This window comes from sulfur-oxidizing endosymbiont of Gigantopelta aegis, assembly GCF_016097415.1.
Classification (GTDB): Bacteria; Pseudomonadota; Gammaproteobacteria; order GRL18; family GRL18; genus GRL18.
Genome location: NZ_JAEHGE010000001.1, coordinates 2407489 through 2419085 on the forward strand (window position 1 = coordinate 2407489; position 11597 = coordinate 2419085).

Consider the following 11597-nt stretch of genomic DNA (forward strand, 5'->3'; position numbering starts at 1 on the left):
AAATTTTTTAGCAGTATAAAGTAGGGTGGGCACGCTTTTTGTGCCCACGCTGAAAGTGTGCAGATAAGGTGCTCAGTCAGCGTGGGCAGATAAAGCCATGCTCACCCTTGCAATGAAAAGTCACTAAATTCCTTAGCGCAGTCTATAAAGTGAATGACACGCCGTACAAGTGCTGAGAATTTGATTTAATTGTGACAAGGTATGTTCCTTGTCAGCCAAAGATTCGGCATCCATTGCCATTTGATCAAAGGCCTGATGCGTAGCAAAGCCCATTTTCTTGGTAGCCAATGGTAATTTGCCGACAATACTCTTGGGCACACTCGCAAAGCCAATCGTGCCCACTTTTCGGGCAGATGTTGCGATCTGCTGCATATCGTCTTTTTCAATACCATCAATAATTTGTTGCACGGCAATTAAAAAGCCGCGCATTTCGTTCAAGAAAAAAGCCCGCTCCGATTCTTCAAGCAAAATAATGGTTCGTCCGTCAGCGGCAATTTCAGTGTCACCTTTAATAATAAATTGATAGCTGAGAGTGGCGCTGACTGCGCTCATAAACAAAAATAATATCCAGCCTAACTTTGTCATATTAATGAATGCCATATTAATGAATTCCTTTGTCATTGAGCACTTTGCCATATTCTTTGTCGGTGCCATTAATGTGTTTGATTAACCATTCTTTGAGAAATTGCAGGGTATCGACGATAGTGATATCGGAATCACTTTTATATTGAATAATAAAGTCATTAATTTTACTGATAAAGCGTTTGTGTTGTTGTTTGTGGGCTTCAAGATCTTCGTAGCCGTTATCAGCCATTAATTGCTCTTCTTTTTTGAAGTGGGTCTTGGTGTAATCGACCAATTCATTCAGTGCTTTTTCTTCAAATTCCTTGCCAGTGTAATAATTGACAGCAGTTTGTAATTGATTGATCAAGTTCAGGAGTTTCTTATGATCATTATCCATTTCTTCAATACCGACACTATAATCATCTTTCCAGACTAAGTATTTCTTTTTAGCCATTTTATTATGCACAATGGGAATGGCAACTAGAATGACCAACATAATCCAAGGCAGAGGATGAGTAGGACCGATCAAAAACCTAAAGCGACCATGACAACCGCTCCGACAAAGAGTAAAACCATGCCGAATGTACCCAATGATTTAAACATAATATTCTCCTGATGATAGCATTGTGATTAATGCTTAATGGCTAGTGCCTTCTTCTAAATGTGTTTTGTTATAGACATTGTATTTGCCCGATGGTTTCTTCATGGGTAAGCGAGTGACCTCTTTTAGCGTCAGTGCATCATAAACAATGATTGCGCCATCATCTTCCCAAATGCTCAATAGGGCATAACGTCCATCCTTAGTGAATTCAACATGCGCCGCTGTTTTACCTGGAGCAGGTTGTAAAGTCTTAACAATCTCTAAGGTTTTTTATCAATAATGTGGACTAAATCTTTGTGTGGACCAAAAAACATCAACCCAGGCATAGGGGCTTTTTTCATGGCTACGCATAAAAAATCCAGGGCCTTTAGTTTTTATTTTTTAATAATTTTCCAGGTTTTAGTATCAATAAAAGAGACCACGCCTTCCTTGATATTGGGTGTTGCAATAATATGAGTGTCCTTATATTTCCAGCTAATACCAGAACTTAAATGAGGCATCCCCGGTAAGTCGATATCACTAATTTTTCTGCCGGAAGAAATTTTAATCACCTGCCCACCCTGGGGTAAGCGTTCGCCCTTGGGACGTGCAGCACCAATGATGTGTTGATATTGCTGATCAAAGAAAAAATCATCCAAATAATTACTCAGTTTAACACGTCGAATACTAAAGGGCTCACCAGTATAAGCAGGCATTTCATGACGATAATCATGCACGAATATTTTTTATCGACATAAGGAATTTCCCAGAATTCAGGAAAATCTTTTAAGGCTAAAATAAAACTTTGTCGTGGTGCGGCAGTATAAACCGCACTGACGCGTGAGCTTTCACCCTTCTCATTGACTACAGGAATCAGTTTGATGGGACTTAAATCATAGGCATCTAAAATAACCGCCGTATGAGGTAAGGTATTGCCCACAATAACATAGCGTCCATCATCTGAAACAGCCAAATTACGGGTATTAATGCCGACACGAATATCGGCAATGATTTTTAAATTATAAATATCAAATTTAGTGACCCAGCCATCTCGCGAAGCAAAGAATACATAGCGGCCATCCTTAGAATACTTAGGACCACCATGAAGGGCATTATGGGTCTTTAGACGAAAAATAGGCTTAAATGTGTCACCATCAAGTAAGGTAACATGATGATCACCAATTTCAACCACTAAAAACAAATTTTGCATATCAGCATCAAAAATGGGTTTATTGCCCAGACTATCTGGTGCATTGCTTATCTTGTGACTGTTTTTAATTGCCTGCATATCCCAGCGGGGTTGATGGGCTAATGGTGTATAAATATAGTCAACAAGAGAGGCTATTTCAGTATTGGAAAGAGTGTCGGCAAATGCCGGCATCTGGCTCGCTGCACGACCATTTTAATCACCAATGTGGCAGCCTTTGGCTTCAAGCGCTTAAAGCTCTGTGGAATCAAGGTGATGTGTCAACACTTTTCCGGACAGTTTTCTAAATATTTTTTGGCTGTTTCAAGTGATTTTTGTCATTTTGTATTTCCTATCATTTTAGTTTCTCATGTTAACTTTAAACAGATGAAGAGAAAGGGCTTTGCCCTCTGGAACGATAGAGCCGTTCCATTCACCCAAGGTATTTTCACAACGGTAATGATCCTGTTACAATATCTTCACGGCACAGGCTGAGGAGCCGATGGCCGTCAACGGTAATGGGCGGCATTTATGTCGCCTTTACCCTCTTCAATCAATCGATTTAAGCTATTTCCTGCTGTATTTCATAATCGACTGGTGACAAATAATCATTAGCCGAATGAAGTCGCTCCCGATTATAAAATACCTCAATATATTCAAATATTGCCTGCTTTGCTTCTACTCTGGTTTTGAATCGACAATGGTGCGTCAATTCAGTTTTCAAACTATGAAAGAAGCTCTCTGATACAGCATTGTCCCAGCAATTTCCTTTGCGGCTCATAGACTGAATTATGTTATGATCCGACAATATTTTTCTATGACTATCAGAGGCATATTGGCTACCTCGGTCAGTATGCCAAAGCAATCCATCCATTGGTTTACGCTTCCATATGGCCATCAGTAAAGCATCATTGACTAGCTTGGCTTTCATTCGCTCATCCATCGACCAGCCAACAATTTGCCTAGAGAATAAGTCAATGACAACCGCTAAATATAACCAGCCTTCCTTGGTGGCAATATAGGTAATATCACCCACATAGTAGCGATCAGGTTGAGAGACAGTAAACTCTCTTTCCAGTAAATTTGGAGATATACGCTTATTATGCTTGGAATTAGTCGTCGCTTTAAAGCGTCTCTTCGTTTTACAAAACAAACCGGCTTTTTCATTAATCGACCAATTCTCCGGCGGCTTATATGAACGCCTTTTTCAGCCAGTTTTCTTTAAGACGACGGGTTCCATAAGTCTTGCGACTGTCTTCAAACAGTTTTTTAGCTGCTCAGTAAGCGCTTCATTTTCTTTCTCTCTATCCGTTTTAGGAGAGCTAACCCAATCATAATAGCAACTACGGAAACATCCATAAACGGCACAGAATCGTTACCGGGTAATCTTTAGCCTGATCAGTTATCCATGCGTACTTCACAAAGTTTCCCTTGCAAAGTACGCTGTGGCCTTTTAATAAATCACGCTCCTGAATCACTTTTGCCAATTCTTTTTTCAGACGTTTTACTTCATCATAAATGTGTTCATCACTTCTATTGGCTACCGTCTTCACCGGTTTGGAATATTTACTGATCCAGGTATGTAGAGTATTTACATTAACACCTAGCTCCCTGGCAGTCTGAGAAACGGGTTGATCCGTCTCATTAGCTAATTTGACAGCTGATTCTTTAAATTCTGATGTATAGCTTTTATTCGGTTTTTTTGTTTGATCATTCATTTTAGGTCACACTTTTTATCTTTTAGTTATTTTAAGTTGTGTGTCCGGTTAAGTATAGCCACATTAAGGGCGGGCCAATCAGTCCCAGACGATCATCGCCATGACAAGAGGCACAATTCTTTTTAAACAGCTCAATAGTACTCACATTAGTGCTGGCACTAGCGTTAACATTAGCACTGGCAGTAGCATTTATATTAAACGACAGGCTAAAGAAAAAAATCAGGTAAAAAAAGAGCTGTATTTTCATAGGATTATAATTAATCTCAAGGCATTTAAGCTTGATTATAATCCTAGCCTAGCAATTGAAACATTGATTTTTATCAAGTTCAGAAGAGGGGAAGTATCATGGGTATTTCTACACGTGATATTTAATATCCAGTACATAAACTTGGCAGGAATAAAACATTAGCTTGGATACAGCCGCACTAAGCTATGCCAATTTCTTCATCCGTTAGATAACAGGCGGGATCTTCTGCCCAGAAGTTATCGGTGGTTTGCCAGGCTCTGACGCGGGTATTGCCATTGCAGATATTGAGATATTGGCATTTGGCACAGCGTCCTTCGACGGGTCTGGGACTTTGCTTTAGGCCTGCCATGAGTGGGTCAGAAGTGTCCGGCCATATTTCTGAAAAAGGGCGGTCTTTGACATTGCCTAGCGAATAATTCCACCACATGGTATCAGGATGTACCTTGCCTAAATTGTCGATATTGGCAATATTAACCCCTGAAGAATTACCTCCCCATTGATCCAGACGAGCCTTGATAGCATCGGCTTGCTCGGGGTAATGCGCTTTCACCCAATGATAGAGATATAGGCCATCAGCATCATTATTGCCAGTGACATACTCACGTTGAATGCCTTGTTTAATTTCTTTAATACAATGTTCAAATAAGAGATCCAATGATTTGCGGGTGGCCAGATGATAGACATCATCCTTACGGTTTTTATTGCCCCGACCGGCATAATTAAGATGTGATAAATAAAATTTATCAATCTGTTCATCTTCCATGAGTTGCAATAGGGCAGGAAGTTCATCCGCATTGTCCTGCGTTAGGGTAAAACGCAGACCCACTTTAATATCATGTGCTTTACACAGACGAATGCCCTTGATGGATTCTTGATAAGCCCCTTCTTTACGGCGAAAAATATCATGGGTTGCTTCGACGCCATCAATGCTAATGCCGACATAATCATAATTAACGGCGGCTATTTTCTCGATGTTTTCTTCTGTGATCAGCGTGCCATTAGTGGACAAGCCGACGTAAAATCCCATCGCCTTAGCATGGTGAGAGATTTCAAAAATATCATCTCTTAATAAGGGTTCACCACCGGAAAGAATCAGCACCGGCACACCAAAATCTTTTAAATCATCTATGACGGTAAATACTTCATCGGTGGATAACTCACCTTTAAAATGTGTGTCAGCAGAAATAGAATAACAATGTTTACAGGTCAGATTACAGCGACGGATTAAGTTCCATATCACCACCGGTCCAGGTGGATTTCGCTTGGCCTTTAGGGGTGTTGGCTGGATGACTTCATTGAGATATTGCGAAATTCTAAACATAATTAACCATTTGCTTAAAGAATAGGTTTTAACCTGATTTGGACGCTTAGCTTGATAAGCGTAAGCCCGTTTTTTTTAAAAATTTTGTGCTATAAAGCAGCTCATAGCCAGCACAGTGTTCACCTAACAAGCTAACGATTTCCATTACCTTGATGGCTACTTCATCTTTACTTTTGCCATGTAGCATGGCAAATAAATTATACGGCCATTCAGGTAAGAAACGTGGCCGTTCATAACAATGGCTGACAAAATCTAAAGCACCTAATTGTTGGCCTAATTCATTAATCATATCATCCGGCACATTCCAGACTGACATCGCATTTGCCTGATAACCTAATTTATAATGATTAGGCACGGCACCGATACGACGAATTTTTCCTTGTTCAAGCATGGCACTCATGCGTTGCTTTAGCAACTCGGGTTTAATATTGAGTTGTTGAGCAATCATATCATAAGGCGCTTTAACCAAGGGTAAGCCGGATTGTGTTGCGGTAATTATTTGTCTATCAAGATCATCCAAAGTGGTTATCCATAGTTGTTATCCATTAGGCTTGAAAATGCAAACCAACAAAAAATTCCTGTAGCTTGGGCATATTATAAACCTTTAGTCCGGTTTTATCTTCAATCGCCTTATTGGTTGTTGCTATTTTCTCCAAGCTATCGGTTGCCAATACATACCACATATTGAATTCATGATCGCGGGCATAATTATGTGCCACCTCAGAAAAAGAATTAACCATTTCAGTGACTTCGTCGAAGCGTGCTTCGGGTACGCGAATGGCACACAAACTAAAACTACCACCGAGCTTTTGAATATCATACATCGGACCAAAGCGGGTCAGGGTTTTGTTTGCTAGTAATTTTTCTAGCCGCTGTATTAAGTCATCTTCAGAGAGACCTATTTTTTCTGCGGCAATGGCATAAGGGTGGTCGGCAATGGGAAAATCCCCCTGAAGCAGATTGATAATTTTTTTATCAAGCTCATCCATACGCGAGTTTAGTCTCTATTGTTTGTTTCTGTTCGCTCTGTGTGGTGAGAGGGGATGGCAAGCTGGAAATAGAGCGACTGATGATTTTATCAGAATCAATATAACGTGCGCCACGTTGTTTAAAACGGCGCGTACTGAATAAAGGCTCATGTTTAATATCTTGTAAGTCTAAAAAATCCACCAAGTCATCCAGACGTTGTAAAACGGATTCCCTGTCTTTACCATGAATCATAGAAAAAAGATTGTATGACCACTCGGGTAAGCGACGAGGGCGTTGATAGCATAGTGTGACACATTCAAATGAGGCAATGCGTCGAGCAATTTCAGCGACTTTATCATCGGGAATATCCCAGACGACCATGGCATTGGCCTTAAAGCCCAGCTCGCGATGACGAACAACAACACCCAACCGCTTAATTGTACCATCGTCTTTTAATTGCTGTAGTCGGGTAATGACCCTTTGTTCAGAAATACCCAATTGCTCAGCAATGGTGACAAAGGGTTTGGCAGTAAAATCCAAACCATCCTGTATGGAGGCAATAAGTTGTTGGTCTAAAATATTTAATGTCATGGCATAATACCTTTTTTTACAGCTTTTTTATTAACATGTTTTTATTAGCACTCTTTATTAGCACTCTTTATTTAATGCACTGCATTAGCACCAAAGAGGAAAGCCTAAATCAATATGGTAATCACTTTCCATGGGTAAATTCATAACACTTAAACCCGTTTGTTGAGCAATTTTATCTAAAGTCTGTTCGACTTCTTGTTGCGAACTTGCAGTGACCACAAACCATAAGTTAAAGTCATGTTCACGTTCATAATTATGGTTAACTTCGGTGAAGCTACTAACAATATTAGCCACTTCATCCATACGTGCTTCCGGTACTGCCATTGCCGCTAAAGTACTGCCACCGACTCGCTTAGGACGAAATACAGGACCGATACGACTAATCATGCCGCGTGCTTTTAAAGCGCTGAAGCGTGTTATTATTTCATCAGTTGTGACGCTAAACCCCTTGGCCTGCATCTCTGTTGCAATCACAGCATAAGGCTCAGACACCAAGGGGATGCCTTGCTGATAATCATTTAATAATTGCTTTTCTAATAGTGTCAGCATTCATCTTTACCTTTTCAATCTTACAAGCCAATACGATGTGCGCGGCTGGTGAAAAAAATACCACTGGGCTTTTTCGCCTTAATGCGCTTCACTTCTTCCAGTGTTTGCGTGTCATAAACGATGACTTCATCATTGTCTCTCACCGAAACCCAAACCTGTTCGCTACGAGGGGTAAACTCCATGTGCAAGATGCCTGAGCCGGGCTGGAACTGCTTAATGATTTTATAGCTTTCTGAGTCAATAACCTGCAAGGTATTATTATCAGGGAAAGCAAAGTTCACCCAAATCTGACGGTCGTCTGGACTGGCCATAGCAAACACGGGTTGGCTATGGACTTTAATACGGGCAACTTCCTGCCAGCTGTTAATATCCACGACTAACACCTCATGCAAACCCACAGCGGGAAGAAATGCATGGTTGCCCGCAATGGCCCAACCTTCAAGGTGAGGCATCTTATACACAGGGAGTTTCTTTTGTCCCTTGCCATAATGATTTAAAATACGTTTAATGCCTTTTTCAGGATGCCATAAATCCAACAGACTCAAACCATCTTCACCAAATAAACCGGCAATATAATAACGACCATTGGAACTGATTAAAGCGTCATAGGGTGCTTTACCAATATTGTGATATTTTTTAATCTCAGTTTTGGGTTTGTTGGTTGCTTTATCCATCTGTAGCTGCCAGATTTCATTGCCATCATACAAACTAAAAATAAATTCATTATTAGGGGCATCCACTAAGCCCACTGTTTTTGAAGCTAAACCACTATCACCATAAATGGCAGGAATCTTTGCCACTAAACTCAAATCATCAATGGCAAAAATGTTAACGCCACCGGGTTCATAATTAGAAACAGCAATATATTGTCCATCTTGCGAGATTGCACCACCAATCGAATTGCCAGATTGCATCAGTCGCTTGCTGATTTTACCCTTGAGTAAATCAATTTTGGTTAAACCGCCATCACGGCCAAAGACAAAGGCATAGCGTTCATCACGGGAAAATACCACCGAGGCGTGAGATAAGTCTCCCAATCCTTCTACTCGGCATAATACTGAGAGGGAGCTATTGTTAATAATTAATACTGAGCCATCCATCCGCTCGATAATCACCCCAAGATCACCTGTGGGTAAAATGTCAGGCATTTTACAAGCAGAAAAACTCAATGAGCTGAACAGTAAACTGCTAAGGCCGAAAATAACGATAAGGGTAGGCTTCAAGATCATTTTATTTCTTCTGTCCTAAGTTTCCTGACTGTAATTGTTCTACAATCCATTTAATTTCATTTTTAGTTAATATCGGTTTCCAGGGTGGCATTGGAGTACCTTCTCGTCCATGACTGATAGCCTCAATCAAATAGGCTGTTGGCAAGACTGAAATCCGCTCTGGCAAAAGCGAAGGCCCTAGACCACCTTTTAATGTCATACCATGACAAGAACCGCAATCCTGTTGCACCATATATTTTAATTCATCTTGTCTCTCTACTGAGACCGCTTGTGTCTCATTGGCTATGACCGGCGAAGAAAATACGCTAGAAATAACAAGCAATATAACAAAGCATACTGTTAATTTAACGTCTTGTTTTGCCCGCTGTTGCATTAATCAGTCCTATTTGTTGCTATTAAGCACTTCTGAGTGTCACAGTAACGAACCTGGTAAGTTACGGCTTTGATTTAGATCAAATCTGAAAGCGGCTTTTTAGTCATATTAAAAAAGTTCAATTTATTCAAAATATTTTTTTGATCTGGATCAATAAAAGCTTTGATTAAAATACTAATAAACTCAATAATTATGGCTTGATATTGGCTTAAATTATTGAATTTATTGGTTAAACACTATAAAAAGCCTGTTTAGTGTTGATCTAAATCAAGGTGTAAGATGTTTTGACGGGGTTATTGTTACCCCGTGCTCAAAAATAATCTTTTCTTAAGAATGCGTATTTTGCTGGGATTATGCAAAGCTCAGAAGAGCGACAAAGTCTTAAGGATTACCTCCAGGAGAGACAAAAACAATGAATATTTTTAAACTGGGTAAACTCACTGCAGCCGTTGCATTTGCTACTGCCCTCAGTGCGCCTATTGCAATGGCCGGTGCTGCCAAACAGCCGACCTTATCCGATGCTGACTTTGAAAAAGCCAAAACATTATATTTTCAACGTTGCGCAGGTTGTCACGGTGTTTTAAGAAAAGGGGCTACAGGTAAAAATCTCGAGCCTAAAAACACCATGAAAAAAGGCCAAAAGCGTCTTGAGAAAATTCTCACCTATGGTACAGAAGGCGGCATGAACAACTTTAATGACATCTTCTCTAAAGAAGAAATTAAACTCATGGCGACTTATATCCAGATGACACCGCCAGTGCCACCTGAAATGCCAATTTCTCTTATGAAAGAGCGCACCAAGGTTTATATTGAGCCCAAAGATTATCCTACCAAGCCAATGCATGGCCTGAACTGGGAAAACTTCTTTATCGTCATCGAACGTGATGCAGGTAAAGTCGCTATTATTGATGGCGATACCAAGAAAATTGTTGCTCATATTGATTCCGGTTATGCAGTACACGTAATCAAAGGTACAGAACATCATAAGACCGAACATCCTAAAGCAACCGTGGGTCGTTTCTGGTATACCATTGGTCGTGATGGTAAATTGAACAAGATTGATTTATGGCAGACACCCGACAAGATGCTAGTGGCAGAAACACAAATTGCCTATGATGCACGTGATGTTGCCGTATCAGGTGATGGTAAATACGTTATTGCGGGTGGTTATTGGCCTCCACATTTCGTTATCGTTGATGCTGAAACCATGCAGCCACTAAAAGTTGTTTCTACTCGTGGTATGAATGTTGATGGTGATTATGTCGAAGAGTCACGTGTTGCAGCGATTTATACTACGCCTAATGAATCAGCCTTTTTAGTAGCAGCCAAAGAGCTGGGTCAAATGTGGCAAGTGAACTATAAAGACCTTGATGCCTTAAAAATCACCCAAATTGATTCATCTAAGTTCCTTCATGATGGTTTCTTTGACCCTACTGGACGTTACTTCCAGATTGCGGCCAATGCTTCCAACCAAATGGTAGTGATTGATACTAAAGATGGTGGTACATTAGCAGCAAAAATCGATGTGGATAAACTACCGCATCCAGGTCCTGGCGCTAACTGGATTGACCCTAAGTGTGGCCCTGTCGGTGGCACAACTCATCTAGGTGTTGGCATGGTGTCTGTTTGGGGTAATGATCCCGCAGGACATAAAGATCAGGCATGGAAACTTTGCTACAAAGTTGAAACAGATGGTGCTGGTGCATTCATTCGTACCCATGAGAACTCAGATTATGTCTGGGCTGATCAGTTGAAACATCCTGAGCCAGAAGTACAGCAAAGTGTGCAGGTTATCGATAAAAAAACCCGTGAAATTGTTAAAACCATTCGTGTCACTACCGAGCCTGGTAAAGCGGCATTGCACATGGAATTTAATAAGGACGGCACTGAAGTTTGGATTTCAGTCTGGAATCGTAAAGACAATAAAAATGCCACCGGTGAAATTGTTGTCTATGATGCCAAAACGCTCAAAGAAATTGCGCGTATCAAAGGTCTGACTACACCAACGGGTAAGTTTAATGTTTATAACCGTGTTAATCACAAAACATAAGTGACTAACGTGCTATAAATGTTGACTGAAGAGCAGATATAGATATTTATATCTGCTCTTTTTGTTTTAAGTCAAGGATCTTTCCCTGATAAAAAGAGAAGCTATGGCTATAGTTTCAATACAAGCAAACCACTTCTAAAAAATATTTCAGCTTGCATAATATTTACATGAAATTTTCAATAAAAAATTACAGCTTCAAATAATGTTCCACATCTTAACG

Annotated in this window: 12 protein-coding genes and 2 pseudogenes; 1 reads left to right on the forward strand and 13 read right to left on the reverse strand. The window is 40.3% G+C overall.

All coding sequences use genetic code 11. The features are described 5' to 3' along the window. Positions 1-132: 132 nt before the first annotated feature. The 13 genes and pseudogenes from JEU79_RS12150 to JEU79_RS12195 form a co-directional block, all read right to left on the reverse strand. On the reverse strand, positions 133-600 hold the full coding sequence (locus JEU79_RS12150; protein WP_246540222.1) for a hypothetical protein: 468 nt from the start codon (positions 598-600) through the stop codon (positions 133-135). Between the two features lies 1 nt (position 601). After that, complete coding sequence (locus JEU79_RS12155) at positions 602-1060, reverse strand: bacteriohemerythrin (protein ID WP_198264333.1); 459 nt, start codon at positions 1058-1060, stop codon at positions 602-604. Between the two features lie 141 nt (positions 1061-1201). Next, positions 1202-1516 (reverse strand): annotated as a pseudogene (locus tag JEU79_RS27460) (cytochrome D1 domain-containing protein). 23 nt (positions 1517-1539) lie between these two features. After that, positions 1540-1860, reverse strand: coding sequence for a cytochrome D1 domain-containing protein (locus tag JEU79_RS27465; RefSeq protein ID WP_281400886.1), 321 nt, complete (start codon positions 1858-1860; stop codon positions 1540-1542). Next, the gene (locus JEU79_RS26445) at positions 1812-2525 is read right to left on the reverse strand and encodes a cytochrome D1 domain-containing protein (RefSeq protein ID WP_246540223.1); all 714 of its coding nucleotides are present in this window, start codon (positions 2523-2525) and stop codon (positions 1812-1814) included. Before JEU79_RS26445 ends, JEU79_RS27465 begins: the two co-directional genes overlap by 49 nt. 367 nt (positions 2526-2892) lie before the next feature. Further along, positions 2893-4048, reverse strand: a pseudogene (locus JEU79_RS12165) (IS3 family transposase). A 425-nt stretch (positions 4049-4473) separates the two neighbouring features. Beyond that, positions 4474-5616, reverse strand: a complete 1143-nt coding sequence (gene nirJ, locus JEU79_RS12170; RefSeq protein ID WP_198264334.1) for a heme d1 biosynthesis radical SAM protein NirJ — start codon at positions 5614-5616, stop codon at positions 4474-4476. A gap of 46 nt (positions 5617-5662) precedes the next feature. Then, a complete protein-coding gene (ahbB, locus tag JEU79_RS12175; protein ID WP_246540224.1) occupies positions 5663-6136 on the reverse strand; it encodes a siroheme decarboxylase subunit beta in 474 nt (157 codons plus the stop codon). A 25-nt stretch (positions 6137-6161) separates the two neighbouring features. Then, positions 6162-6605: an Lrp/AsnC family transcriptional regulator gene (locus JEU79_RS12180; RefSeq protein WP_198264335.1), complete on the reverse strand. Its 444-nt coding sequence runs from the start codon at positions 6603-6605 to the stop codon at positions 6162-6164. Then, complete coding sequence (gene ahbB, locus JEU79_RS26450) at positions 6598-7176, reverse strand: siroheme decarboxylase subunit beta (RefSeq protein WP_246540230.1); 579 nt, start codon at positions 7174-7176, stop codon at positions 6598-6600. Before ahbB (JEU79_RS26450) ends, JEU79_RS12180 begins: the two co-directional genes overlap by 8 nt. An 84-nt stretch (positions 7177-7260) precedes the next feature. Further along, positions 7261-7725 carry an Lrp/AsnC family transcriptional regulator gene (locus JEU79_RS26455; protein ID WP_246540233.1) on the reverse strand — a complete coding sequence of 155 codons (465 nt, stop codon included), beginning with the start codon at positions 7723-7725 and terminating at the stop codon, positions 7261-7263. A 20-nt stretch (positions 7726-7745) separates the two neighbouring features. Further along, the gene (locus JEU79_RS12190; RefSeq protein ID WP_198265985.1) at positions 7746-8873 is read right to left on the reverse strand and encodes a cytochrome D1 domain-containing protein; all 1128 of its coding nucleotides are present in this window, start codon (positions 8871-8873) and stop codon (positions 7746-7748) included. An 82-nt stretch (positions 8874-8955) separates the two neighbouring features. Then, the gene (locus JEU79_RS12195) at positions 8956-9327 is read right to left on the reverse strand and encodes a c-type cytochrome (RefSeq protein ID WP_198264336.1); all 372 of its coding nucleotides are present in this window, start codon (positions 9325-9327) and stop codon (positions 8956-8958) included. Between the two features lie 412 nt (positions 9328-9739). On the opposite strand from JEU79_RS12195, the gene JEU79_RS12200 reads away from it, so the two are divergent. Then, on the forward strand, positions 9740-11377 hold the full coding sequence (locus tag JEU79_RS12200; protein WP_198264337.1) for a cytochrome D1 domain-containing protein: 1638 nt from the start codon (positions 9740-9742) through the stop codon (positions 11375-11377). The last annotated feature ends 220 nt before the right edge of the window (positions 11378-11597 follow it).

Coding starts and splice junctions, on each gene's coding strand:
- JEU79_RS26445 (WP_246540223.1), bottom strand. CDS start 2,525: ATGCCGGCATTTGCCGACACTCTTTCCAATACTGAAATAGCCTCTCTT.
- JEU79_RS12190 (WP_198265985.1), bottom strand. CDS start 8,873: ATGCCTGACATTTTACCCACAGGTGATCTTGGGGTGATTATCGAGCGG.
- JEU79_RS12155 (WP_198264333.1), bottom strand. CDS start 1,060: ATGTTGGTCATTCTAGTTGCCATTCCCATTGTGCATAATAAAATGGCT.
- JEU79_RS26455 (WP_246540233.1), bottom strand. CDS start 7,725: ATGCTGACACTATTAGAAAAGCAATTATTAAATGATTATCAGCAAGGC.
- JEU79_RS12180 (WP_198264335.1), bottom strand. CDS start 6,605: ATGGATGAGCTTGATAAAAAAATTATCAATCTGCTTCAGGGGGATTTT.
- JEU79_RS12200 (WP_198264337.1), top strand. CDS start 9,740: ATGAATATTTTTAAACTGGGTAAACTCACTGCAGCCGTTGCATTTGCT.
- ahbB (WP_246540230.1), bottom strand. CDS start 7,176: ATGACATTAAATATTTTAGACCAACAACTTATTGCCTCCATACAGGAT.
- JEU79_RS27465 (WP_281400886.1), bottom strand. CDS start 1,860: ATGCCTGCTTATACTGGTGAGCCCTTTAGTATTCGACGTGTTAAACTG.
- JEU79_RS12195 (WP_198264336.1), bottom strand. CDS start 9,327: ATGCAACAGCGGGCAAAACAAGACGTTAAATTAACAGTATGCTTTGTT.
- nirJ (WP_198264334.1), bottom strand. CDS start 5,616: ATGTTTAGAATTTCGCAATATCTCAATGAAGTCATCCAGCCAACACCC.
- JEU79_RS12150 (WP_246540222.1), bottom strand. CDS start 600: ATGGCATTCATTAATATGACAAAGTTAGGCTGGATATTATTTTTGTTT.